Origin of the sequence: Nocardia lijiangensis NBRC 108240, assembly GCF_001613045.1 — a bacterium.
In the GTDB taxonomy this organism is placed as follows: Bacteria; Actinomycetota; Actinomycetes; order Mycobacteriales; family Mycobacteriaceae; genus Nocardia; species Nocardia lijiangensis.
The window spans coordinates 54,028-78,720 of sequence record NZ_BDBP01000025.1 but is presented as its reverse complement, the minus strand read 5'-3'; the positions used below and the strand labels follow the sequence as shown (position 1 = coordinate 78,720).

Annotated in this window: 24 protein-coding genes and 1 tRNA gene; 12 read left to right on the top strand and 13 right to left on the bottom strand. The window is 67.5% G+C overall.

Going from position 1 to position 24,693, the window contains the following annotated elements:
• Nucleotide 1 precedes the first annotated feature (1 nt).
• The 4 genes from acpM to aceE form a co-directional block, all read right to left on the bottom strand.
• Nucleotides 2–301 carry a meromycolate extension acyl carrier protein AcpM gene (gene acpM, locus NL1_RS10450; RefSeq protein WP_067837109.1) on the bottom strand — a complete coding sequence of 100 codons (300 nt, stop codon included), beginning with the start codon at nt 299–301 and terminating at the stop codon, nt 2–4.
• Nucleotides 302–427: 126 nt separating this feature from the next.
• Entirely contained in the window at nt 428–1,342 is a 915-nt protein-coding gene (locus NL1_RS10445) for an ACP S-malonyltransferase (protein WP_067837107.1), read from the bottom strand.
• 128 nt (nt 1,343–1,470) lie between these two features.
• Nucleotides 1,471–2,805 (bottom strand): PucR family transcriptional regulator, encoded by a 1,335-nt coding sequence (locus tag NL1_RS10440; RefSeq protein WP_067837104.1) that lies wholly within the window; start codon nt 2,803–2,805, stop codon nt 1,471–1,473.
• Nucleotides 2,806–2,816: 11 nt separating this feature from the next.
• Nucleotides 2,817–5,621, bottom strand: coding sequence for a pyruvate dehydrogenase (acetyl-transferring), homodimeric type (aceE, locus tag NL1_RS10435; RefSeq protein ID WP_444980017.1), 2,805 nt, complete (start codon nt 5,619–5,621; stop codon nt 2,817–2,819).
• A 395-nt stretch (nt 5,622–6,016) separates the two neighbouring features.
• Between aceE and NL1_RS10430 the strand changes: the two genes are divergently transcribed.
• From NL1_RS10430 to NL1_RS10415, 4 genes are all read left to right on the top strand, one after another.
• Nucleotides 6,017–6,574 carry an Rv2240c family protein gene (locus tag NL1_RS10430; RefSeq protein ID WP_067837099.1) on the top strand — a complete coding sequence of 186 codons (558 nt, stop codon included), beginning with the start codon at nt 6,017–6,019 and terminating at the stop codon, nt 6,572–6,574.
• Between the two features lie 116 nt (nt 6,575–6,690).
• Nucleotides 6,691–7,113, top strand: coding sequence for a DUF3052 domain-containing protein (locus NL1_RS10425; RefSeq protein ID WP_067837160.1), 423 nt, complete (start codon nt 6,691–6,693; stop codon nt 7,111–7,113).
• A 73-nt stretch (nt 7,114–7,186) separates the two neighbouring features.
• On the top strand, nt 7,187–7,651 hold the full coding sequence (locus tag NL1_RS10420) for a peroxiredoxin (protein ID WP_067837157.1): 465 nt from the start codon (nt 7,187–7,189) through the stop codon (nt 7,649–7,651).
• Nucleotides 7,652–7,681: 30 nt separating this feature from the next.
• Nucleotides 7,682–7,753: transfer RNA gene (locus NL1_RS10415), tRNA-Val, on the top strand.
• A gap of 77 nt (nt 7,754–7,830) precedes the next feature.
• Here the strand turns inward: NL1_RS10415 and NL1_RS10410 are convergent.
• Both NL1_RS10410 and NL1_RS10405 read right to left on the bottom strand, forming a co-directional pair.
• Nucleotides 7,831–8,331, bottom strand: a complete 501-nt coding sequence (locus tag NL1_RS10410; protein WP_162272705.1) for a nuclear transport factor 2 family protein — start codon at nt 8,329–8,331, stop codon at nt 7,831–7,833.
• 527 nt (nt 8,332–8,858) lie between these two features.
• Complete coding sequence (locus NL1_RS10405) at nt 8,859–9,251, bottom strand: MerR family transcriptional regulator (protein WP_067837096.1); 393 nt, start codon at nt 9,249–9,251, stop codon at nt 8,859–8,861.
• Between the two features lie 57 nt (nt 9,252–9,308).
• Here NL1_RS10405 and NL1_RS10400 point away from each other — a divergent pair, with 57 nt between their 5' ends.
• The 5 genes from NL1_RS10400 (at nt 9,309) to NL1_RS10380 (ending at nt 14,746) form a co-directional block, all read left to right on the top strand.
• Nucleotides 9,309–10,865 carry an MFS transporter gene (locus tag NL1_RS10400; RefSeq protein ID WP_067837093.1) on the top strand — a complete coding sequence of 519 codons (1,557 nt, stop codon included), beginning with the start codon at nt 9,309–9,311 and terminating at the stop codon, nt 10,863–10,865.
• 435 nt (nt 10,866–11,300) lie between these two features.
• Nucleotides 11,301–12,242 carry a metal ABC transporter substrate-binding protein gene (locus tag NL1_RS10395; RefSeq protein WP_156094782.1) on the top strand — a complete coding sequence of 314 codons (942 nt, stop codon included), beginning with the start codon at nt 11,301–11,303 and terminating at the stop codon, nt 12,240–12,242.
• On the top strand, nt 12,239–12,988 hold the full coding sequence (locus NL1_RS10390) for a metal ABC transporter ATP-binding protein (RefSeq protein ID WP_067837090.1): 750 nt from the start codon (nt 12,239–12,241) through the stop codon (nt 12,986–12,988). The genes NL1_RS10395 and NL1_RS10390 overlap by 4 nt, the downstream gene beginning before the upstream one ends.
• Before the next feature lies 1 nt (nt 12,989).
• Complete coding sequence (locus NL1_RS10385) at nt 12,990–13,859, top strand: metal ABC transporter permease (RefSeq protein WP_067837088.1); 870 nt, start codon at nt 12,990–12,992, stop codon at nt 13,857–13,859.
• 134 nt (nt 13,860–13,993) lie between these two features.
• Nucleotides 13,994–14,746 carry a YwaF family protein gene (locus NL1_RS10380; RefSeq protein ID WP_067837085.1) on the top strand — a complete coding sequence of 251 codons (753 nt, stop codon included), beginning with the start codon at nt 13,994–13,996 and terminating at the stop codon, nt 14,744–14,746.
• Between the two features lie 111 nt (nt 14,747–14,857).
• Here NL1_RS10380 and NL1_RS10375 read toward each other — a convergent pair whose 3' ends face one another.
• The 3 genes from NL1_RS10375 to NL1_RS10365 all read right to left on the bottom strand — a co-directional run bounded on the left by NL1_RS10375 (nt 14,858) and on the right by NL1_RS10365 (nt 16,895).
• Nucleotides 14,858–15,328: a hypothetical protein gene (locus tag NL1_RS10375; protein WP_067837083.1), complete on the bottom strand. Its 471-nt coding sequence runs from the start codon at nt 15,326–15,328 to the stop codon at nt 14,858–14,860.
• Nucleotides 15,329–15,435: 107 nt separating this feature from the next.
• Nucleotides 15,436–15,972, bottom strand: coding sequence for a DUF3145 domain-containing protein (locus NL1_RS10370; protein ID WP_067837149.1), 537 nt, complete (start codon nt 15,970–15,972; stop codon nt 15,436–15,438).
• 92 nt (nt 15,973–16,064) lie between these two features.
• Nucleotides 16,065–16,895 carry a serine hydrolase domain-containing protein gene (locus NL1_RS10365; RefSeq protein ID WP_067837080.1) on the bottom strand — a complete coding sequence of 277 codons (831 nt, stop codon included), beginning with the start codon at nt 16,893–16,895 and terminating at the stop codon, nt 16,065–16,067.
• 111 nt (nt 16,896–17,006) lie between these two features.
• Between NL1_RS10365 and NL1_RS10360 the strand changes: the two genes are divergently transcribed.
• Complete coding sequence (locus NL1_RS10360) at nt 17,007–18,197, top strand: serine hydrolase domain-containing protein (RefSeq protein WP_067837077.1); 1,191 nt, start codon at nt 17,007–17,009, stop codon at nt 18,195–18,197.
• Nucleotides 18,198–18,296: 99 nt separating this feature from the next.
• Nucleotides 18,297–18,647, top strand: coding sequence for an iron chaperone (locus tag NL1_RS10355; RefSeq protein WP_067837074.1), 351 nt, complete (start codon nt 18,297–18,299; stop codon nt 18,645–18,647).
• A gap of 4 nt (nt 18,648–18,651) precedes the next feature.
• Here NL1_RS10355 and NL1_RS10350 read toward each other — a convergent pair whose 3' ends face one another.
• The 3 genes from NL1_RS10350 to NL1_RS10340 all read right to left on the bottom strand — a co-directional run bounded on the left by NL1_RS10350 (nt 18,652) and on the right by NL1_RS10340 (nt 21,640).
• The gene (locus NL1_RS10350; RefSeq protein ID WP_067837071.1) at nt 18,652–19,782 is read right to left on the bottom strand and encodes an NDMA-dependent alcohol dehydrogenase; all 1,131 of its coding nucleotides are present in this window, start codon (nt 19,780–19,782) and stop codon (nt 18,652–18,654) included.
• A 146-nt stretch (nt 19,783–19,928) separates the two neighbouring features.
• Complete coding sequence (locus tag NL1_RS10345) at nt 19,929–20,513, bottom strand: DinB family protein (protein WP_067837069.1); 585 nt, start codon at nt 20,511–20,513, stop codon at nt 19,929–19,931.
• A 71-nt stretch (nt 20,514–20,584) separates the two neighbouring features.
• A complete protein-coding gene (locus NL1_RS10340; RefSeq protein WP_067837067.1) occupies nt 20,585–21,640 on the bottom strand; it encodes a phosphotransferase family protein in 1,056 nt (351 codons plus the stop codon).
• 89 nt (nt 21,641–21,729) lie between these two features.
• Between NL1_RS10340 and pabB the strand changes: the two genes are divergently transcribed.
• Nucleotides 21,730–24,057 carry an aminodeoxychorismate synthase component I gene (gene pabB, locus NL1_RS10335; RefSeq protein ID WP_067837064.1) on the top strand — a complete coding sequence of 776 codons (2,328 nt, stop codon included), beginning with the start codon at nt 21,730–21,732 and terminating at the stop codon, nt 24,055–24,057.
• Nucleotides 24,058–24,064: 7 nt separating this feature from the next.
• Here pabB and NL1_RS10330 read toward each other — a convergent pair whose 3' ends face one another.
• A complete protein-coding gene (locus NL1_RS10330; RefSeq protein WP_067837061.1) occupies nt 24,065–24,562 on the bottom strand; it encodes a hypothetical protein in 498 nt (165 codons plus the stop codon).
• Nucleotides 24,563–24,693: the final 131 nt, after the last annotated feature.

Here is a 24,693-nt window from a genome sequence, read left to right as displayed (position 1 = left end):
CCTACTCGGCGTCGAACTTGGCCTTGAGCTCAGCCGCCGCCTCAGCGTTCTCGGCCTCGAGCTTCTGGATGTAGCTGACAGCGTCACCGACCGTCTTCAAGCTGGCCAGATCCTCGTCCGGGATCTTCACACCGTACTTGTCCTCGGTCTGCACAGCGATTTCGACCATGGACAGCGAGTCGATGTCCAGGTCATCGACGAAGGACTTCTCGATCGTCACCTCGGAGGGCTCGATGCCCGTGACCTCTTCGATGATCTTGCCGAGTTCCTCGACGATTTGTTCCTGGGTCAGAGCGGCCACTTGGTGGCTCCCTTCTTGATTACTTTGTAGGGCTTCTTCTTGTTGTTTTTCGGACCGAGCACGCCGGTAGTTACCGTTGGTTCGGTCACGACCTCGCATTATTTCGATGCACGGTCGCGGAGAAAGCTAGCTGGAAGCCGACAGTTCGGCCAACGCGGGGAGGTCTTCGGGGGTTTTCAGCGCCAGTGTCGGCGTGCCCTTCAGCTCTCGTTTCGCGATGCCGACCAGGGTTCCGGCCGGTGGCAACTCCGCCACCGCCGAGACGACGGCCTGTCGGACGGTCTCGGTGCACAGGTCCCAGCGCACGGGTCGGGTGACCTGCGCGGCGAGCTTGTCGATCGCGTCCTGGCCCGAGGCGACCGGTTGCCCGTCGAAGTTCGACAGCAGCACCCGGGTCGGGTCGTTGGGCGTGATCTTGGCGATGGCCTTCGCGACCGCGTCCTGGGCCGGAGCCATGAACGCGGTGTGGAAGGCGCCCGCCACGGGGAGCGCCCGAACCCGCGCCTTTTCCGGCGGATTCGCGGCGAGCTCCGCGAGGGCGTCCAGCTTGCCTGCGGCCACGATCTGGCCCACCGCGTTGCGGTTGGCCGGAACGAGGTCCAGTTCTGCGAGTCGCGCCAGGACGGCGGCTTCGTCGCCGCCGAGCACAGCGGACATCCCGGTCGGCTCCAGCGCGCACGCCTTGGCCATCTCCGCACCGCGGATAGCGGCCAGGGTGACCGCCTCGTCGGCGCTGATCACACCGGCGACGGCGGCGGCGGCGAACTCACCGACCGAATGTCCGGCCACGATAGTAGCGGCCGGAAGCGAATCCTGGTCGATCTCGGCGTAAGCCAGCAGCGCGGCGGCAACCACCAGCGGCTGGGTCACGGCGGTGTCGACGATCTCCTCGGCCGTCGCGGTGGTGCCGAGACGGACCAAATCGAGGCCTGAGGCCTTGGACCACAGGGCGAGGCGATCATTCGCGCCGGGAAGGTCGAGCCAAGGCGCGAGCATGCCGGGTGTCTGGGACCCCTGTCCAGGGGCGAACAACGCGATCACGTCTCTAAGAAAACACTGTGAGCCCCGCCGCACGAGATGTCGGCGCGAATGAAGCTTTCCGACGGGTTTTGTGGGGGTCCCACAAAATCCCACGTGGACGGTGCCGATCGACCGACCCGCCTTCGGCGTTACAGCCCTTCGTGACCGATCGGAATGGGAGTTGCCTCTGGGCTTGGTGTTGACGATTCGTTACGTGTTCGTGTCAAACGACCCACCGTTGCTGCGATACGGAGTACGTATGCGTCCCGCGGATTCATCGGATCACGACCGGTGATCTCCGCGATCCGTTTGAGTCGGTAGCGAACCGTATTTGGATGGACGTACAGCTGACGAGCACACGTCTCGACCGCTCCCCCGCAATCCAGGTAGGCGTCGAGCGTGTCCGCCAGCGCCGAACCAGCGGCGGCCAACGGGAGCACAAGATACTCGTTCAGAGCGTCGACCGCACCTCGATCGCCCAACAAGGCGCGTTCGGGTAACAACTCGGTCGCGTGCACCGGCCGCGGCGCTCCCCGCCAACCGACCACGGCCTCCATGCCCGCCAGCGCCTCCACGGCGCTCGCGTGCGCCGCGCCAAGGGTCCTGGTGGTCGGCCCGATGACCACCGGACCGTCGGAGAACACCTCGGCGAGCAGATCGGCGAGGAACGGTGAGACGTAGCCCGCGTCGCCGAGATGCCCGCTCACCACCATGACCAGCCGGGTGCCCTGCACGACCGCCAGCGCCGCACGCCCGTGCCGGGCCGCGATGGCGTGCACCGAGCCGACCGACGAGACGCCCTGCTCCCCCGGCGGGGTGCCGACCAGGACGGTGGCGGGCGCGGTGGCGTCCCAGTTCAGCGTGGCGGCCCTGGACAGCATGTCCGGGCCGGTGTCGCCGCGCACCACCGCGTCCACCACCAGCGCCTCGAGGCGGGTGTCCCACGCGCCGCGCGATTCCGCGGCGCTGGCGTACACCGAGGCGGCCGCGAAACCGAGCTCGCGCCCGTATCGCAGCACCGCCTCGGTGAGCGCGACCAGCTGCCGGTCGTTGCGCGCCAGCGCGGGCAGCCACTGTTCGAAGAACTCCATGGCCACGCGGACCATGTCGACGGTCTGGCGCAGCGTCAGCCGCCGCGCCAGATCCTGCGGAATCACCTGGAAGGCGTCCAGGCTGAAGCGGATGTCGCTGTCGGGATCCTGCAGCCACTCCAGGAAGTTCACCACCGCGGTCTGCACCAGCATCTGGACGCCCGCGCGCTGCGCGGCGTCCAGATCGGCGAAGAACGGCAACCGATCCTGCATCGACCCGACCGCCTCGGTGGACAGTCGCCCGGAGAACTGCTTCACCCGTTTGAGCAGCGTGTCCGGGAGTGGGTCGCGATTCTGCCGGTTCGGAGAGAGCGCGCCGGTCGGCAGATACACCTCGTGCTCGGAGGAGCCTTCGGTGATCCGACGGGGCCGCGGCGGTTTACGTTCCACCATCCAATATTCCGCTATGCGAGATCTTCATCCGAACTCACGGCTGCCTTCGGCGCGGCGTCCACGTTGTCGATGCCGTATTTCGCGGCGGCTTCGACGGCCTTGGCCGGGTCGATCTTGCCCGTTCGTCCCAGCCCGGCCAGTGCCGCGACCGCGATCGACTGGGCGTCGACGTTGAAGACGCGCCGCGCGGCGGGGCGGGTGTCGGAGAAGCCGAACCCGTCCGTGCCCAGCGTGGTGAAGTCGCCGGGCACCCACTTGCGCACCTGATCGGGCACAGCGCGCATCCAGTCGGTCGCGGCGACGTACGGGCCGTCGACCCGCGACAACGCCTCGGTGACGTACGGGACGCCGGGATCCACGCCCGGCTTGCGCAGCGCCGCGATCTCCTTGGCCAGCGCCTCCTTGCGGAGCTCGCCCCACGAGGTCACCGACCAGACATCCGCCTGCACGCCCCATTCCTCGGCGAGCAGCGCCTGCGCGCGCAAGCCGTCGGGCACCGTGACGCCGGAGACCAGGATCTGGGCGCGCACGTCACCCTCGCCACCGCGCCGGTACAGGTAGATGCCCTTCAGCAGGCCTGCCACGTCCAGGTCGTCCGGCTCGGCGGGCTGCTGGTACGGCTCGTTGTAGAGGGTGATGTAGTAGAAGATGTCCTCGCCGCCGAACGTGTCGGTGTCGGGCCGCTCCATGGGCTCGGTGCCCGGCAGCGCGGTCTGATGCGGCGGCGTCGTGCCGCCGCCGTACATCCGGCGCAGACCGTCGCGCACGATGTGGGCGATCTCGAAGGCGAAGGCCGGGTCGTAGGTCACCACCGCGGGATTGGTGGACGCCAGCAGCAGCGAGTGGCCGTCGTTGTGCTGCAGACCCTCACCGGTCAGCGTGGTTCGCCCGGCGGTCGCTCCGAGCACGAACCCGCGGGCCAACTGGTCCGCGGCCGCCCACAGTCCGTCGCCGGTGCGCTGGAAGCCGAACATCGAGTAGAAGATGTACAGCGGGATCATCGGCTCGCCGTGGGTCGCGTAGGAGGTGCCCGCCGCGGTGAACGACGCCGTCGAACCGGCCTCGTTGATGCCCTCGTGCAGAATCTGCCCGATCGTGCTCTCTTTGTAGGCAAGCATCAATTCCGCGTCGACCGATGTGTACAACTGGCCGTTGCGGTTGTAGATCTTCAACGAAGGGAACCACGAGTCCATACCGAAGGTACGGGCCTCGTCGGGGATGATCGGCACGATCCGCTTGCCGATCTCCTTGTCCCGCAGCAGCTCCTTCATCAGCCGCACGAGCGCCATCGTGGTGGCCACGTTCTGCTTGCCCGATCCCTTGCGCACCGAGCGGTACGCCTCGTCGCCGGGCAGTTGCAGCGGCTTTGCCATACTGCGCCGCTCGGGCAGGAAGCCGCCGAGCGCCTGGCGCCGATCCAGCATGTACTGGATCTCGCGGGCCTCCATGCCGGGATGGTAGTACGGCGGCAGGTACGGATCCTTCTCCAACTGGGCGTCGGTGATCGGGATCCGCTGCAGGTCGCGGAAGTCCTTGAGGTCCTGCAACGTCAGCTTCTTCATCTGGTGCGTCGCGTTGCGGCCCTCGAAGTGCTTGCCGAGGGTGTAGCCCTTGATGGTCTTGGCCAGGATGACCGTCGGCTGACCCTTGTGCGCCATCGCGGCGGCGTAGGCGGCGTACACCTTGCGGTAGTCGTGACCGCCGCGCTTGAGATTCCAGATGTCCTGATCGGACATGTTCTGCACGAGCGCCTTGGTGCGCGGATCGCGGCCGAAGAAGTGGTCGCGGACGTAGGCGCCGTCGTTGGCCTTGTAGGTCTGGAAATCACCGTCGGGCGTGGTGTTCATCAGGTTGACCAGCGCGCCGTCGCGATCGGCGCCGAGCAGCGCGTCCCACTCGCGGCCCCAGATCACCTTGATGACGTTCCAGCCCGCGCCGCGGAAGAACGACTCCAGCTCCTGGATGATCTTGCCGTTGCCGCGCACCGGACCGTCCAGCCGCTGCAGGTTGCAGTTCACCACGAAGGTCAGGTTGTCCAGGCCCTCCATGGCCGCCACGTGCGCGAGGCCGCGCGACTCCGGCTCGTCCATCTCGCCGTCGCCGAGGAACGCCCAGACGTGCTGGTCGGAGGTGTCCTTGATACCGCGGTCGTTCAGGTAGTGGTTGAACCGCGCCTGGTAGATGGCGTTCATCGGGCCGAGGCCCATGGATACCGTCGGGAACTCCCAGAAGTCGTTCAGCAGCCGCGGGTGCGGGTAGGACGGCAGCCCGTGGCCGAGGCCGCCGTGGCTGTACTCCTGCCGGAATCCGTCGAGCTTGTCGGTGCTGAGCCTGCCTTCCAGGAAGGCACGCGCGTAGATGCCGGGCGAGGCGTGACCCTGGATGAAGATCTGGTCGCCGCCGCCGGAATGGTTCTTGCCGCGGAAGAAGTGGTTGAAGCCCACCTCGTACAACGCCGCCGAAGAGGCGTAGGTCGAGATGTGGCCGCCGACGCCGATCCCGGGCCGCTGTGCGCGGTGCACCATGATCGCCGCGTTCCAGCGGATCCAGGCGCGGTAGCGCCGCTCCACCTCTTCGTCGCCGGGGAACCACGGCTCGTTCTCGGTGGGAATGGTGTTGACGTAGTCGGTGGAGGTCAGCGACGGGATGGCAACCCGGCGCTCACCGGCCCGCTCCAGCATGCGAAGCATGAGGTAGCGGGCCCGGCCCGGGCCCTCGCGGTCGAGCATTTCGTCGAAGGACTCGAGCCATTCGCTCGTCTCCTCCGGGTCGATGTCGGGCAGGTAGGAGGCCACCCCTTCGCGGATCACCCGCACACGACCACCCGACTGCGGGTGCGAACCGTTCGATTCGCGTCCGGAGGTGGGGGCGGGGGCGGCATTGGTTCCAGCGGATTTCGCTGAAACGGAAGAGTCGACAAGGTCGGTCAAATCTGCTCCTCGTACAGGGGTGGACAAGCTGTGGCGTCTGTTTCCCCGGGCGGGCGCGCTGGTGGGCGGACCACCCGTTTGCGTAAGGTTCGGGCGCACCCTCCATCCTTGCCGAGGATGCGTCCCAGGTCATCATGTCAGCAGGAAATCCAGTACCGTTTGCAGGAAACGGGTTACTCCCCAGTTGCCCCGGCACGTGCCGGGAACCGGGTGCCGCCCAGTTGGCCTGACCACCTGTTTTTCGATGACCGCCGATGGATGACACAAGAGCGGGGAGGACGATGAAGCTGCTGAACCCACGCGGGTTCGGACTGGTATGCGCGACCGCGGCCGTCGTGGCCGGATCGGCGGTCGCAGGCTGCGCCGAGCGAGTGGAGGGCACCGCCCACCCGAACACCTCGGAGCTGGCCGCGTACAAGACCGAGGCGGCAGCCTCGTCCGCCGCCGCCACCTCCTCGCGGCGGGCCGCGGCGCAATCCCAGGCGATCGACGACAACTGCGCGCAGTTCCCCGCCACCACCGGTCTCGGCGTGACGAGCTACAACGACTTCGTCGACGCGCACGATTCCAACGCCCCCGACTACGCCGCGAAGCGCGATGCGGCCGCGCAGACCCTCGAGGACGCCGCGGTGAAGGTCGAAACCGGGGTGAACACCGCTGCGGAGTCGCTGCCCCCGGATTTGGCGGCGAAATTCAACGAGTACATCGCCGCCGCACGAGCGTTGGCGGCGGCGACCCGCGGCATGACCTATACCGCGCCTGTCGGTCCGCTCAACGAGGCGAGCAAGCGAGTCAACGACGCGCGCAACGCGGTCCGCGATGCGTGCCCGAAACGCTGACGACACGGCGAGCGACGCGACATTCGGTGATCATTTCGGCCGATCGGCTTGCGTTCGAGCCGATAACCATGTTCGCTTGCAACTATCTACTGTCGGGAGTTGAGGAGGACACCACCGTGGTCGCCGCGGCGGACGCGCAGAACTACGCTCAGAAGCTTGGCATTACACACGGCTTGGTTGTCCAGGAGTTGGGCTGGGACGAGGACACCGACGACGACCTGAGGGCCGATGTCGAGGACGCCAGCGGCGGGGAAATGGTCGACGAGGACTCCGACGAGGTCGTCGATGCCGTGCTGCTGTGGTGGCGAGACGGCGACGGCGATCTGGCCGACGAACTGATGGAGGTCATCAGCCCACTGGCTGACGACGGCTTCATCTGGGTCCTCACCCCCAAGACCGGCCAACCTGGCCATGTCGATCCGAGCGAGATCGCAGAAGCAGCGCCGACCGCAGGTCTGACCCAGACCTCGGCGATCAGCTTGGGCGCCTGGATCGGTAGCAGGCTGGTGCAGCCGAAGGCGCCGTCGAAGCAGCGCTGACCTTTTCGCTATGGTTTCGCCGGGCGGTGTTACCGCCGCCCGGTGGAGACCCGACCCGATGGAGGATTCGCGTATGCCGCTCGAGGTGGGCACCCTCGCGCCGGATTTCACGCTGCGGGACCAGAACAACCAGGACGTCAGGCTGTCGGACTACCGCGGCAAGAAGAACGTCCTGATCGTGTTCTATCCGCTGGCGTTCACCGGCATCTGCCAGGGCGAGCTGTGCAAGGTGCGCGACGAGCTGCCCAAGTTCCAGAACGAGAACGCCGAGATCCTCGCCGTCTCCGTCGGCCCGCCGCCCACCCACAAGATCTGGGCCGCCGAACAGGGCTACACCTTCCCCCTGCTCTCCGACTTCTGGCCGCACGGCGCCATCGCCCAGGCGTACGGCGTCTTCAACGAGAAGTCCGGCTACCCCAACCGCGGCACCTTCGTCGTCGACCGCGACGGATACATCCGCTTCTCCGAAATGAACGGCCCGGGAGAGCCCCGTGACCAGGCGGCTTGGGAGAACGCGCTCGCCGCGCTAGATTCATAGACCGTCGCCGCCGGACTCCCGGCAGCGGACGGGCGTATAGCTCAGCGGTAGAGCACTGGTTTTACACACCAGCGGTCGGGGGTTCGATCCCCTCTGCGCCCACTTCACTCGATGCGAGGCCTATGCCCACGAAGGGCGTGGGCCTCGTCTCGTTTCGTCCGGGTATCGGTCCGACCGGATCAGGACGGCAGGGTGCCCATGCTCCAGAGGGGTGCGGTTTCCACGCGGGAGAATCGCCAGCCTTCGGAGGTGCGGACGGCGTCGAATCGGTAGCCCCCTCCGGCTGTGAACAGGGGTTCCGGGGCCAGCCTGCCTTCCACGGCGGATGTCGGACCAATGGCGAAGATTGCGTTCGCCCGGACCGCCGCGCGGTCGCCCGCCAAGTCGATCTGCACGTTGCTCATGTAGTGCGGGGAGCGCTGTTCGTCCGAATGGTTCCGGCTGGCCAGCGCGATCACGGCATCACGTCCTTGCGCCTCGCCGCCGGGGGACTTGGCCTTCACATCGGCGGTGTAGATCGTGTCGAACGCGTCGAATCGACCTTCCTCGAGGGCAGTTGCGAGACGGTCGATCAAGGCATGGATCTCGCTACGGTCCAGCAGTTCTCGCAATTGCCGCCGGGTGGAGTCGTCCTCGGTCGCGTTGGCGCCGGTCGAGCACGCAGCGGCCAGCAGCGCCAACGGCAACGGCAAGGATCGGGAGTGTGCGGCGGAACTTGTTCATCGGACGACCCTTTCGACGTTATCATTGGTCACCCCAACGTAGGTGAAGCCAACAGTAACAGTTGTTGGTGACGCCAACAAATGTTGGTGGATTTGCCCTACGGAGATGGCGCATGACGCCGCGGCGAGCAGGTTGCACAGCTTGCCGCCGGCCGGTCGAGGAGTTCAGCTCGACGTCGTAGTCGAACAGCGGAGACAGCAGGAAGGGAGTGCCTCAGCGACCCCCGCCCACCGAGGCCAACCCGCCCTCCTACGAGGCCGCCCACCGCCTTTGGCAAAAGTATTGTGCCGCGGCCGAAGTCATCAGCCCGTCGATACGCATTCGTCCACACCCAACGGCATCGGTCACACCGAACGACGGGCCCTGGGATAGCGGCTGCGGCATGCACGACACGACAGCGGCCTGCTGCGCGCTTCTCGATCGCCCTCGCGAGTATTGCTGCCGCCCGATCGAGTTCCCGGCGAGTCATTGCCGGTGCGGCGGGTCAGTCGCTGTGCACCAGATCGTCGACGGCACGCACAACATCGGGTGGGGCGGTTGCGATGACGGTATCGAGGGCGCGGCGGGCGGTTTCGAGGTCGCGGATGCCCGCGTCGATGCGGTCGCGTTCGCGGTACAGGTCGACCAGGAGTTCGGGGCAGTCGGCGATGAGTTGTCCGTCGCCGGAGGACAGGCAGGGCAGCAGGTCGGCGATGGTGGCGGTGGACAAGCCAGCGGCGAGCAGGCTGCGGATGTGCAGCACGGTCTCGACGTCGGATTCGCTGTACTCCCGATACCCCGACGGCTGCCGGTGCGGCCGCAGCAGCCCCTGCTCCTCGTAGTAACGCAGTAGTCGCTGGCTGACTCCGGTGCGTCGCTGCAATGTCCCGATTCGCATCACAACCTCCGGTACGGACTTGACTCTCACATTGATGTGAAACTTTAGCCTAGCGGCATGTCCGACCCAAATCTCGTGCACGACAACCGAACCACCACAGTGTCCGCCGGTCCCCGCGAATGGCTCGGCCTCGCCGTGCTCGCCCTGCCCACCCTCTTGCTCGCGATGGACGTCACCGTCCTGTATTTGGCTGTGCCGCACCTGACGGCGGATCTGCGGCCGACCGGCATCGAACAGCTGTGGATCGCCGACATCTACGGCTTCATGATCGCCGGGTTCCTGATCACCATGGGCACCGTCGGCGACCGCATCGGCCGACGCAAACTGCTCGTGCTCGGCGCGAGCGCGTTCACCGCAGCGTCGTTGCTCGCCGCCTTTGCCACCAGCCCACTGCTGCTGATCATCGCCCGCGCGCTGCTCGGGATCGCGGGCGCCACCCTGATGCCGTCGACACTCGCGTTGATCAGCAACATGTTCCGCGACGTCGGACAGCGCGCGATGGCGATCGGGGTGTGGGCCACCTGCATGTCGGCGGGCATGGCGGCAGGCCCGATCATTGGCGGCTTGATGCTGGCGTCGTTCTGGTGGGGTTCGGTGTTCCTGCTCGCTGTGCCGGTGATGGCTCTGCTGCTGATCACGGCTCCGGTACTGCTGCCGGAATACCGCGATGCCAATGCGGGCCGCATCGACCTGCCGAGTGTGCTGCTGTCCCTGGCGACCATCCTGCCCGTGATCTTCGGTATCAAAAAGGCGGCCGAAGCGGGGCTTTCCGCGCTGCCGATCGCGGCGATCATCATCGGCACCGGCTTCGGCTGGCTGTTCGTCCGCAGGCAAGGAGCACTCACCGACCCGCTGCTCGATCTCCGGCTGTTCGGCAATCCGACATTCCGCGCGGCGCTGCTGATCCTGCTCTTCGGTCTCGGCACTGTCGGTGGCATCTACCTGTTCATCACGCAATACCTGCAGCTGGTGCGCGGCCTCACGCCGCTGGGGGCAGGTCTGTGGCTGCTGCCTCCCGCCGGGGCGTTGATTCTCGCGTCGACGCTGACGCCGATCATCGCGCGCAAGGTCGAACCCAGGTTCGTCGTCGCCGCCGCGCTGGCCCTCGCGACGCTCGGCTACCTGACACTCGGCTTCGTAGACGCCGTCGGTGGGGTCCCGGTGCTGGTATCGGGCTTCGTGCTGGTCTATGCCGGCATCAGCCCGCTCATGGTCCTGGGCACCGATCTGGTCATCAGGACCGCACCGCCGGAGAAAGCGGGTTCGGCAGCAGCGATGTCGGAGACCAGTATGGAGTTCGGTGTCGCCACCGGCATCGCCGTCCTCGGCGTCATCGGTACCGCGGTTTACCGGGCGGACGTCGCGGGTGCCCCGGTGCCGGGTGTGCAGGCCGGCGCGCAAGAGGCAGCGAAGGATTCACTCGGCGCCGCCGATGCTGCCGCGACGGATCTGCCCGCGCACCTCGGCGACGCGGTGCTCAACGCGGCTCGCGATGCGTTCACGAACGGCCTCAACACAACGGCCCTCGTGTGCGCGGCGATCACGGCTGCGCTCACCGCTCTGGCACTGACCTTGCTGCGGCCGACCGCGGACGAGGCGTCCACGTCTCGGTGACGCCGATGGGGATCGGAGTGGATTCTGCGCCCGCGCCGGTCCCATCGCGGTCAGGCCCCGTACACGCCCGTGATGTACCGCGCGGTTCCGAGGCCACCTACCCGGCACCGCGCTTCGTCCCCCGGACCCCGCCCAGGTCCGCCGATCTCGATGCCGCCGGCCTCCCACCTGAACTCGCCTCCGGTGTCACACTCCGCGCATCCCGCCTCGGACTCGCCATTCACACTGGCACGCTCGGACCCCGCCCCTGGCCCACCTGGTGCCGCGCGAGGTCCGCCGATCCCCCGCTGCGGCCTCGTCGGCTGTTTGTGCTCGACGCCGATGGTCTCGCGGTTCCGAAGCCCTCGCCGCTAGCACGGTGTGACAACGATCGCAAGGGCAGTTTGGAGCCTTTGAACTTGAAATTTAGGTGACCCGAAATTTATCATTCGCCTTGTGAAGGTTTTGTTCCACCCGTTGTTCCGCGTTCCCGCTCGCGCGTTCGTCGCGCTGCTCGGCGCCGTCGCACTGACCGCAACGCTCGCCGCCTGCGGCGAGTCCGCGAACCGGAACGAGAAACCGGTGGTGCTGACCACGTTCACCGTGCTCGCCGATATCGCCCGCCAGGTCGCGGGTGAGCATCTCACCGTTGAATCGATTACGAAGGTGGGCGCGGAGATTCACGGCTACGAGCCGACTCCGGGAGATGTGCGCCGGGCCTCGACCGCCGATCTCATCCTCGACAACGGCATGAACCTCGAGGCATGGTTCGCGCAGTTCGTCGAGGATGTCGACGTCGAGCATGTGGTCGTCAGCGAGGGTGTGACGCCGATGTCGATCACCGAGGACGCGTACCAGGGCAAGCCGAATCCGCACGCGTGGATGTCTGCACTGAACGTGAAGGTCTACGTGGACAACATGATTCGCGCCTTCAGCGAACTCGATCCCGAACATGCCGCCGATTTCCGCGCCGCAGGCGCGGCCTACCAGGCCGAACTGCAGAAGATCCACGACGAACTGGTAGGCACTCTCGCCAAGCTGCCGCCCAACGAGCGCGCACTGGTCAGCTGCGAGGGCGCGTTCTCCTACCTGGCTCGCGATGCCGGGCTCACCGAGAAGTACATCTGGGCGGTCAATGCCGAACAGCAGGCCACACCACAGCAGATCACCTCGGCCATCGATTTCGTCCGCGCGAACCGGGTGCCCGCCGTGTTCTGCGAGTCGACCGTGTCCGATGCCCCCATGCAGCGGGTGGTCGAGGCGAGCGGTGCGCGGTTCGGCGGTGTGCTCTACGTGGACTCGCTGTCGGAGGCGGACGGGCCGGTGCCCACCTACCTCGACCTCATCCGGCACGACGCCAAGACCATCAGTGCCGCGCTGACGGGTGCTCGGTCATGACTCCCAGCATCGAAATCCGCAATGTCACAGTGCACTACGGCGAGGTGCAGGCGCTCGACGGCGTCGATCTGACCTTGCACTCGGGACGCGTGTGCGGACTCATCGGCATGAACGGCTCCGGCAAGTCGACGCTGTTCAAGACGATCATGGGTCTGGTGCGCCCCGATCGGGGCACGGTGCGCATCGACGGGGCCGACCCGGCGGGCGCGCGTCGCGCGGGCACGCTCGGCTACGTGCCGCAGAGCGAGGCCGTCGACTGGAGTTTCCCGCTGTCGGTGCGCGATGTGGTGATGACCGGCCGCTACGGCCACATGGGTTTCACCCGCCGCCCCCGTCGCGCGGACCGCGAGGCCGTCGCACACGCCCTCGAGCGAGTGGAACTGACCGACCTGGCCGACCGCCAAATCGGGCAATTGTCCGGCGGACAGCGCAAACGCGCCTTCGTGGCGCGCGGAATCGCCCAGGGCGCAACGATTCTGCTGCTCGACGAACCGTTCGCCGGAGTGGACAAGCGTTCCGAAGCCACCATCACCACGCTGCTGCGTGAACTCGCCGCCGACGGCGCCACCATCCTGGTGTCCACTCACGACCTGCACGCCCTGCCCGACCTCGCCGACGAATCGGTATTGCTCATGCGAAAAGTGCTCGCGCACGGCGACACCCACGAAATCCTTCGCCCGGAGAAACTGGCACTGGCGTTCGGACTCGATGTGCTGGAGCGCGATTCGCTCCCGAAGGCAGGTTGAGATGTCCCTCGTCGAGTTCTTCATCGATCCGCTGCGCTACGAGTTCATGGTCCGGGCGCTGGCCACCACCCTCGTCACCGCCGTGGTGTGCGCGACCCTGTCCTGCTGGCTGGTGTTGATCGGGTGGTCACTGATGGGCGATGCGGTGTCGCATGCGGTGCTCCCCGGTGTCGTCCTCGCCTATATCGTCGGCGCGCCCTTCGCGGTGGGCGCGGTCGTCTTCGGCTTTCTCGCCGTCGCGCTCATCGGCGTCGTCCGCGATACCAGCCGGGTCAAGGAAGACGCGGCCATCGGCATCGTCTTCACCACCCTGTTCGCCTTCGGCCTGGTCCTGGTCTCGGTGACGCCGAGTCAAACCGACTTGAACCACATCATCTTCGGCAACCTGCTGGGCGTGAGCAAAAGCGAACTCACCCAAATCGCCATCCTCGCCGTCATCGTCCTCGCCGCCCTCATCCTGAAACGACGCGACTTCACCCTCTACGCCTTCGACACCACCCACGCCCACGCCATCGGCCTGCGACCGCGCCTGCTCGGCACCGCGCTCCTCGCGCTGCTCGCCCTGACCGCGGTCCTCGCGCTCCAGGCGGTCGGGGTCATCCTGGTCGTGGCCATGCTGATCATTCCCGGAGCCACGGCTTACCTGCTCACCGATCGCTTCGGCCGCATGCTGCTGATCGCCCCCTCGATCTCCGCTCTGTGCTCGGTGATCGGCCTGTACGTCAGCTACCACCTCGACACCGCGCCGGGCGGCATGGTGGTCGTGGTCCAGGGCGTCGCCTTCACGCTCGTGTACCTGTTCGCTCCACGTCAGGGCGTCATCGGCCGCCGCATCGCCGCGGCTCGCCGTCGCACCGCGGTTGCGGCCTGATCGACGCGATCGTGGAACCGCGCTGACCTGACCAGGTGAACGGATCAGCGGGAGGCTTCAACGCGCTCGTGGTCGGTGACGCGCCCCGCTCCGCGTCCACAAAATCCATGCCGCTACACCACTAAACTGGGTAGGTGGACGCACCCACGGCGCAGCGGGAGTTCTCCGCATACGGGCTGTCGCACTTGATTGTGCTGGCCTTGTTCGCGGTGGGTGCGGTGCTGGTCGTCGTGATCGGACGAACGCACCGAAACGACTCCACCGCACGCCGTTTCAGCCGGACGTTCGGGGCGGTGACGCTGGGGATATATCTGGCCATCTACATCTCCACCTTGTTCCCTCCGACCCTCGGCCGCTCGGTGCCGCTGCGCCTGACCGATCTCGCGACCATCGTCGCCGGCTACGCGCTGTTGACACACCAGCGCTGGGCATACGCGCTCACCTACTACTGGTGCCTCACTTTGAGCACACAGGCGCTCATTTCACCGGCGCTGGAGAGCCCCGACTTTCCGAACAAGGTGTTCCTGGCCTTCTGGGCGATCCACTTGGCCGTGGTCTGGGCCGCGATCTACCTGACCTGGGGCATAGGTATGCGCCCGACCTGGCACAGCTACTGGTTCACCGTGGCGGTCACCGTGGTGTGGGTCGCGATCACCTTCGTCTTCAACTCCCTCGCCGACACCAACTACGGTTTCGTCAACCGAAAGCCCTCGACGCTATCGCTGCTCGACGTGCTCGGACCGTGGCCCTGGTACCTGGGGACCGTCGCTGTCGTGTTGCTTGTCGTGTGGGCCTTGATGACCTGGCCCTGGGTCCGATCCGCGGCGACGCCGACGTTGCCCGGACCGACCGAGCCGACGAGCGCGTCACGCACCGAAGACAGCTGATTCGCTGGGCGATTCACGGCTGGGACCTCACCCGCCGGAAATCATGGGGTTGGCGTGCCTACCCAGGTACGGACATACCGCAATGCCGGTCGAGCGAGCGTCGATCGGATATCAGAGGATCCGCATCTTCCACCGCTCGCGAAACGCGGCCTGCTCCTCGGCGGTACCGATTTTCGAGATAGGCGCCGACGCGAAGACGTACCGGAGTGAACCTCTTCGGGACACGACATCGGCGAGGTCGTGGATGAGCCGCTGCAGCGCCGAGTTGTAGTGCACATAGACCTGCTGTCCGCCATCCATCTGACTGCGCATGCTCGATGGCCAGCAGTCCGGTCTCGCCCCTACGACCAGGAAGCGGAACCCCCGCGACTCAGGCTTACTGCGCACGACCGCGAATGCGTCGAATACATCGCAACCGTCGCCTTCCCACTCCCCATCGCCGCTATCGCTCAGTCGCACACGCCAATCACCGTGGCCGTTCATGCTCGCCCGCAAAGACCATGCCTGTACGTCACCATCAGGGGCGCGTACCGAAATCTCTTCGCCGAACATATCGCTGTACTGCTCGAGGTTCATGTCCATCGCCCCACTACCTACTGACACGGCTGCGGGGCATAGTAGCTGCTTGTCGAGTTGGGTACCGCCGCTTCAGCGCCGAAACCGATGCATTCGCAATCGCAGCCGGGAAACTACCCCACGTCCCGCCGCAACCACGTCACCTCCGCACCGGCGCCACACTCCCCGGAGCGGAAGATCTCCAGATCCTCGTCCCACGCCGTCCCCAGCGCTCGATCGATCTCGGAGGCCAGATCGTAGGCCGAGTACTTGCCGAGTTCCTGTGCAGCTTGGAGCATCGCGCGCAACCGCATCTCCCCCAGCGTCACATCACCATTGGCGCTGGTGGATCCGTGCCAGAGTCCGAGGGAGGGGACGAAACTGTAGCGCTCCCCGTCGACTCCGTCGCTGGGATCCTCGGTGACTTCGAACCGCAGCACCGGCCAGGATCGCAACGACTGGGCAATTCGGGCGGCCGTGCCGACGGGTCCGATCCAGTCGCTGGTGGCGCGCAGCTGACCGTCGGCGGGTTGGGTGGTCCAGCGCAGTTTGGCGGGGGAACCGAGTGCCGAGGTGAGTGCCCACTCGACGTGTGGGCACAACGCGGCGGGCGACGAGTGGATCCACACCACACCCGCCGTCGCGTCCGCGAACTGACTCGATGCGCGCACCACTACCTCCAGCTCAGACGAGGGACGTCTTCCCCAACGACCTGTCCAGCTGGCGTTGCCTGAGTGTACTGGAGTGCCCGAAGTTACGTATGTTACTTCGCGAGCGTGTTGCCCGCGAGTCTTGCTTCGGCGATCACCGCGTCACTCAGGACCGGCCACACCTCCCGTGCCCAGTCGCCGAAATTCTCGTCCGCCAACGCCGAACACGCCACCCCGATTTCCGGATCGACCCACAGGAAGGTGCCCGACTGGCCGAAATGGCCAAAGGTGCGTGGGGAGTTCGCGCCGCCGGTCCAGTGCGGGGATTTCCCATCGCGGATTTCGAATCCGAGTCCCCAGTCGTTGGGCCGCTTCGAACCGTAGCCGGGCAGAATGCCGTTCACGCCGGGGAATTGCACGCTGGTTGCCTCGGCGTGGGTCTGCGCGGAGATCAGTCGCGGGTTCAGCAGTTCGGCGGCGAACCGCAGCAGGTCCGCGATGGTGGACCGGCAGGCGTGTCCGGCGGATCCGGACAGCACGGACGATGTCATGCCGAGCGGTTCGAAGACCGCGTCCCGCAGGTATTCGTCGAAGGCGATACCGGTCTGTTCGGCGACGAATCCGGCGAGCACCTCGAATCCGGAACTCGAATAGATGCGGCGGGCACCGGGTTCGGCGAGCACGTCGGTGGTGTCGAAGGCGAGGCCGGAGGTGTGCGCGAGCAGATGCCGGACGGTTGCTCCGGGCGGGCCCGCGGGTTGGTCGAGCTCGATCGCGCCCTCTTCCACCGCGACGAGCACAGCATAGGCGACCAGCGGCTTGGTCACCGAGGCCAGCGGGAAGACGCGCTCGGCATCGCCCTGCGATACCGCGCCCGCGGCGGTGACCACACCGGCCGCCGCGTGTCGAACCGGCCAATCCTGGATCTGCTCGAGTGAACGCACGAAACGAGCCTACGAGACCGCGGCGGCGCGGGAGTACCGCGACCGGAAATCGATCGGGGTGCGCGGGAGCCCCGGGAAAGATCTCGGTACCGCCGGTACCATCGGCTCACCATGAGCGAACTCACGATCCACGGCGAGGTGGCCCCCGGCTTCGGCCCGGTCGCCGACGCGTTCCGTCGCAATTTCTCCCGGCACGGCGAAATCGGCGCGGCCGTATCCGTTTTCGCGGGCGATCGGCCCGTGGTCGACCTGTGGGCCGGTTACCGCGACCGGCGCCGCACCCAGCCGTGGGAGCAGGACACGATCGTGCCGGTCTTCTCCTCGACGAAGGGCATGGCGGCGTTCGTGGTCGCGACGGCCGTGTCGAAGGGCGTCCTGGAGTACGAGAAGCCGGTCGCCGACTACTGGCCGGAGTTCGCCGCGCACGACAAGGGCGCGATCACGGTGCGCCAGCTCATCGATCACCAGGCGGGACTCTCCGGACTCGACACCGTGGTGAAGCTTCCGCAGATCGCCGACCTGGACGGGCTCGCGACGATCCTCGCGGCGCAGAAACCCGCGTGGCAGCCCGGCACCCGGCACGGCTATCACGCGATCACCCTGGGGCTGTATCAGGGCGAGCTGGTGCGCCGCGTCGATCCCCAAAGCCGCACGCTCGGGCGCATCTTCGCCGAGGACATCGCGAAGCCGCTCGGCCTGGACTTCTTCATCGGCCTGCCCGCCGAGGAGCCGATCGAGCGCGTCGCCGTGCTCTCGGCCACCAAGGGCTTGGACATCCTGCGCTACGAGCGCGACCTGCCGCTGCGGATCGGTGCCGAGATCTTCCTGGAGCGCGGGCATTCCCATGCGGCCCTGACCAATCCGCGCTGCGGTGCGCCCGCGCGTGCGGCTCGCCGCGAGTTCCTCGGTGTGGAATTGCCGGGCCACGGCGGCGTGGGCAATGCCCGCTCGCTGGCCAAGGTCTACGGCGCGGCCGCGGCACGCACCGGCGCGCTGCCCATCACCGACGACCTGCTCGAACGGCTCGCCGCCGCCGACACCGCCGACGACGTGCCCGCCGAGGACCTGGTGCTGCACACCAAGAGCCGCTACCACCTCGGCTTCCGCAAGTCCCGCGGTTCGTTCCGGTTCGGCTCCGACAAGCGCGCCTACGGCACGACGGGCCTCGGCGGCTCCTTCGGCTTCGCCGATCCCGGCACCGGCCTCGGCTTCGGCTACAGCATGAACCGCCTCGGTATGGCCGTCCTCGACGACGTGCGCAGCCGCACTTTGCGCGAGGCCCTGCTGCGCTGCAAGGTCTGACCCGCCACGCGGTCGCGTACCCGCCCGGAGCGCCTCGGCTGCGTACACTGACGAGGCAACTCGCCGGACTCATCCATCGATCGCCGATCGGAGGACCTCGTGGCAGGGCATCCCGCGACCATCGACGCCTACATCTCGGGCTTCCCCGAAGACGTGCGCGCCGTCCTGACCGAGCTGCGCAAGACCATCCACACCGCGCTGCCCGGTGCGGTCGAGACGATCAGCTACGACATCCCGACCTTCGAGCTGCACGGTCGCAATGTCGTGCACTTCGCGGGATGGAAGGAGCACGTGAGCCTCTACCCGATCCCGGAGGGCGACACGGCCTTCGAGCACGCGATCGAGCCCTACCGGGCGGGCAAGGGGACGTTGAAGTTCCCGCTCGGCGCGCCGATCCCGCACGATCTGGTCGCCCAGGTCGCGGTCCGGCTCGCCGAGCGGGTCGGCTGACGATCTACCAGTCGGCTTCGGTGTAGCGGATGATGCCGCGAATGTTCTTGCCGTCCAACATGTCCTGGTAGCCCTGGTTGATCTCCTCCAGCTTGTAGCTGCGGGTCACCATGTCGTCCAGGTTGAGCTGGCCTGCCTTGTACATCGCGAGCAGGCGCGGCGCGTCCTGGCGGGCGTTGCCGCCGCCGAAGATGCAGCCCTTCACCGTCTTCTGCAGCATGGACAGCAGGAAGCTGTTCATCTTCACCTCGCCCGCGTCCATGCGGCCCATGGAGGTGACCACCAGGGTGCCCGCCTTGCCGGTGAGGATCAGGCCCTCTTCGATGTAGTCGCCGTGCATTTCACCCATGGTGAGGATGACCTTCTCGGCCATCCGTCCCTCGGTGGCGTCCATCAGCGGCATGATGGCCTCGGTCATGCTGGCGTAGGTGTGGGTGGCGCCGAACTTCTGCGCCTGCTCGCGCTTCCACGGGTTGGGGTCGATGGCGACGACCTTGGACGCGCCGGAGAGCACCGCGCCCTGCAGCGCGCTCATGCCGACGCCGCCGATGCCCGCGATCACCACGGTCTCACCGGGCATCACGTTGGCCACGTGGGTCGAGGAGCCGAAGCCGGTCGGCACACCGCACCCGACCAGGCAGGCCACCTCGAACGGGATAGCGGGGTCGATCTTCACGACCGAGGTGTGGTGCACCGTCATGTACGGCGCGAAGGTGCCGAGCAGGCACATCGGGATGACGTTCTGGCCGCGCGCCTGGATGCGGTAGGTGCCGTCGCTGATCGCCTGGCCGAGCAGCAGGCCCGCGCCGAGGTCGCACAGCGCCATGTTGCCCGAGACGCAGGCCGGACAGCGACCGCAGGCGGGGATGAACGACAGGATGACGTGGTCGCCGACCTGGAGATCGCCCGGCACGTTCGGCCCGAGCTTGGTGATCACGCCCGCGCCTTCGTGGCCGCCCATCACGGGGAAGGCGGGCATCGGTGTCGCACCGGTGACGATGTGGTGATCCGAATGGCACATGCCGGCGGTTTCCATCCGGATCTGCACCTCGCCGGCGACCGGATCGCCGACCTCGATCTCCTCCACCGACCACGGCTCGTCGATCCCCCACAGGATCGCGCCCTTCGTCTTCATTCCTGTCGACCTCTCGCGTGCACAGTGCTTCAATGTGACTGCACCCACAGTACGAGAAAAGTGGAACGCGTTCTAGTACCGATGGGAAAATTCATCGGTGCGGAGCGGCGCGATGGCCGAACACGTTCTAGAATTGGGACTCGTTTTCACCCGCGCACATCGTGGACGTGATGGACGAGGTCGTGCACGAAGTACTTCGCCAGCGAATCGACGGTGAACATCGACCCGTCGCTGCGCCGGGCCTGCGCACCGCGATCCGCGACCGCCACCGCTTCGAAGGCCCGCGCCGCCGCCTCGGCCGCCAGCGCCAGCTCCCCCGAGACCGCGCCGGTCTCCTGCGCGTCGTAGCGTGCGGCGATCGCGGTCGCGTCCTGGTCCCAGTCCGAGAAGACGGGCAGCCCGTCCGCCGTCTCTTCCGGGGTGAGTCCGCGCGCGTCGAAGGCGGGCACCCGTGGGTCCACGGCGGCGGTGCGCGCGATCACCGCGGCGCGGTAGGCGAAGATCCAGCACACATCGCGCACGTGGGCCGCGTACTCCAGCGGCGACCAAGTCGACTCGTCCGGCCGCCGCCGGGCATCGGGACGTTCGAGCGCGGCGCGCAGCCGATCGGCGCTCGCGCGCGCCAGGGCGGGCACTTGCTCGTAAGTGGTGGCGGCGGCGTCGAATCCGCATTCGGGGCAGGCGCGCTCCAGGACCCAGGTCCAGTTCTTCACATCGGGAACGATCGGCATGCGTCGAAACTAATCTGGCCGCATATGGATCTCCATCCATATGCGGCCAGACTTCGTCGAGATACGGTCCGTCACTCCATCAGGCGATGCGCCCGCTCGAACAGCTCCAGGGTGATGGCATGCAGGAAGTCGCCGACCTCCTTGGGCGCCTTGCCCGCGAAGGCGCGCGCGTGCGTGCCCTCCAGCACGATGCCCAGCTTGAAGCAGGCCAGCACGGTGTACCAGGTGACGTGGCTCAGATCGCGATCGGAGAACCGGCCGTAGTGCTCGATCATCTCCTCCGGGGTCGGCAGACCGCCGACGGCGCCCAGCTTGCCGACCAGCGCCGCACCCGTCGTGCCGGGCTCGGGCCGGGTCGCGATCTGCCAGCCCAGGTCGAGCAGCGGATCGCCGATGGTGGACATCTCCCAGTCCACCATCGCCGCGACCTGCGGGCCCTCGTAGGAGAACATCATGTTGGCCAGGTGACAGTCGCCGTGCAGGATGCCCGGCGTCCAGTTCGCGGGCCGGTTGCGGTCCAGCCAGTCCCCGACCTGCTGCACGCCGGGAATCTCCGGGCCCGGGTAACCCTCGTTGGCCGAATACGATTCGAGCTCGCCGAGCCAGCGCGGCACCTGGCGTTCCAGGAACCCTTCGGGCTTGCCGTAGTCCGACAGGCCGAGCTCCCGGTAGTCGAGCGCGCCGAGCCGGGCGATCGCCTCGGCCGCGGACAGGCCCATCTGCCGCCGGATCTCGGGGTCGTTCGCGTGCAGCTCGGGCAGCTCGTTCTGCGGATTGAAGCCGACGATCGGCTCCATCAGGTAGAAGACCGCGCCGATCACCGACTCGTCGGTGCAGGCGGCGATGACCTCGGGCGCACGCACGCCGGTCCCGCTGAGCGCGCCGAGCAGACGCGCCTCGCGCCGGATGACCTCGTTGCTCTTGGCGCGCAGGTGCTTCGGCCCGCGCCGCAGCACGTAGTCCCGGCCGCCGCGATGGAACCGCAGCATGATGTTCTGCGTGCCGCCACCGAGCGAGGTCACCCCCTCGAACGCGCCGCCGGGCAGGCCCTGCTCTTCCATCCATTTCCCGACGATCGCGAAATCGACGACTTCGCGATCCACTTCGACCGGTTGCGCAACAGACATGCCCCACATTCTGCACCACCCGCCCACGACAACTGAAGGCATGTGACAACAGTTTGCTCGGCCGGGCCAGGCGTAGGGTTTGGCACACCATGCACACGCTGTTGATCGACAACTACGACTCGTTCACCTACAACCTGTATCAACTGGTCAGCGAGGTGAACGGCGTCGAGCCGACGGTCGTGCGCAACGACGCGGTCGACGATCCGGCACTGCTCGGTCTGCATCGCTTCGCCAATGTCGTCGTCTCCCCCGGTCCCGGACGCCCCGATGTGATCCGCGATGTGGGCATTTCCGCCGCTGTCATCGCGACCACCGAGCTCCCGTTGCTCGGGGTGTGCCTCGGTCACCAGGGCATTGTCGTGGCGGCGGGCGGTCTCGTCGCTCCCGCCCCCATCGCGCGGCACGGGTACCTCGACAGGGTCGGCCACGACAACCGCGACCTGTTCGCCGGTCTCCCACAAGATTTCACCGCCGTCCGCTACCACTCCCTGTGCGCGATCCGGCCGTTGCCCGACGACCTGGAGATCACCGCGAGCACGCCCGACGGCGTGATCATGGGCGTGCGCCACCGCGTCAGGCCGCAGTGGGGCGTGCAGTTCCACCCCGAGTCCATCGCCGGCGAGCACGGCGCCGCGCTGCTGCGCAATTTCGCCGATCTCACCGCGGCGCACCACGCTCGAGCAACCCACGCCACCGGCAACCGAGTCAGACCCTCCGGCGCGCAGGCCAGGCGCGGCAGCACGGCGGTCGCCGAACTCCCGCCGCCGACCGAAGCGGACCGCACCGTGGCTCGACTCCCGGCAGCGACACCTCTTGCGTCCACCGCGACCCGGCACCGACCGGCTCGAGCGAGCGACGCACCCGCCGAGTCCACCGGCTTCACCACCGAACGCACGGTGATCGACCTCGGCCCCGGCGCGGTCAAAACCTCGGGCAGAATGCCGCAGGAATCCGATCCGGCGACCGAAAGTCCTTACCGCACCGGTGAACCCGAGCGTCCGTGGCAGCTGCGCCACGAGATCATCGATCGGGCCGTCGACACCGAGGCCGCGTTCCTCCGCCTCTACCGTGATTCGCCGACCGCATTCTGGCTGGACAGCGAGCACATCGAACCCGGCCTCGATCGCTTCTCGTTCCTCGGCGACGCGAGCGGGCCGCTAGCCGAGGTGGTCCGGTACCGCGTCGGCGACGGGTCCGTGGTGGTGGAGACCGCGGACGGCGGCCGCCGCACCGTCGCGGGCGACGTGCTCGACTACCTGGCCGCCGAATTGCGCTGGCGCACCGCCGAAATCCCGGACCTCCCGTTCGACTTCGCGTGCGGGTACGTCGGCTACCTCGGGTACGAGGTGAAGGCCGACTGCGGCGCGAACGCGGCGCACCGCGCCCCGACGCCCGACGCGCAGTGGATCTTCGCCGACCGGCTGGTCGTGGTCGACCACGTCGCCGGACGCACCCATCTGCTCGCCCTCACCGATCCCGCCGCCGATACCGCGCGCGCGGCCGCGGACTGGCTGCGCGACACCGCCGAGGCGCTCGCCACCCTGCCGACCTGGTCGAATCCGCCTGCGCTCGAGGTCGATTCGGATATCGCGGCGGTCGAGGGGCTGCTCAGCCGCGGCCGCAAGCGGTACCTCGCCGACATCGATGTCTGCCTGGATCGCCTGCACGCGGGCGAGTCCTACGAGATCTGCCTGACCGACAACCTCACCGTCGCCGCCGATACCGCGGGCCTCGACTTCTACCGCACCCTGCGCCGCTGCAACCCGGCGCCGTACGCGGCCTTCCTGCGCTTCGACGACCTCGAGATCGCCTGCTCCTCGCCGGAGCGCTTCCTCAAGATCGACCGGGCCCGCACCGTGGAGAGCAAGCCGATCAAGGGCACCGCGCCGCGTGGCGCGACCCCCGCCGAGGACGAGCGCCTGCGCCGCGAACTCGCCGACAGCCCCAAGACCAGGGCCGAGAACCTGATGATCGTGGACCTGTTGCGCAACGATCTCGGCCGCGTCTGCCAGATCGGCAGCGTGCACGTGCCGAAGCTGATGGCCACCGAGACGTACACGACACTGCACCAACTGGTTTCGACGGTGCGCGGGACGCTGCGCCCGGATGTCGACGTGGTCGACTGCCTGCGCGCCTGCTTTCCCGGCGGCTCCATGACCGGCGCGCCGAAGCTGCGCACCATGGAGATCATCGACGAACTGGAGACCGAGGCCCGCGGCGTCTACTCCGGCACCATCGGCTTCCTCGGGCTCGGCGGCACGGCGGATCTGAACATCGTCATCCGCACCGCCGTGCGGCAAGGCGGCGAATGGCGCATCGGTGCGGGCGGCGCGATCGTCCTGGACTCCGATCCGGACGAGGAGTACCGCGAGGTGCTGTTGAAGGCGGCGGCCACCTACCGCGCCGCCGCCCGCTGAATCCCGGTCAGCGCCGCCGTTTCCGCGGCTCCGGCGGCGGCTCCTCCTCGTCGGGCCGCCTGCCGCCGAATCCGGTCACCTTGCCGAGCATCGAAATGCCGGGCAGCCTGGCGAGCCTGCCGAGCACGTCCTCGCCGAGGGAGATCATCGCCTCCAGCCGTGGCAGCAGCCGGTCGTAGGCGGCGAAGGCCGGATCGGCCAGCGCCAGCGTCCGGTCCAGCCGGTCGATGGTCGCGTTGAGCCGGTCGATGGCGAGCGAGAGATTTTCGATCAGATCGGGCAGCTGCGCGACCAGCTGGGCCGAGGCCGGTGGCAGCCGGACCGCGGCGTCGAAGGCATGTCCCGCGGTCAGCTGCGCCGACTCCAGCGCCTGACCCGCGGCCGACTGGGCCGCCTCGACCGCCGTCTGCGCGGCCGCCAAGATCTCCGCGGGGCCGGGGACGCGACGCGGTCCCGCTGTTTTCGGGGTCTGCTTCTTGCGGCCCGACCCCTTCGGGGTACTCATAGCAATACTGTGCCCGACCGAGCCCCCGAACACGGGTAAATCCCCGACCGCCCGGTCTGTGTCGCCTCGGCGCGCCCGCACACGAACCGGACGAATTCGGCGTGTCGGAGGGGCGTGGCAATATTCGAGCA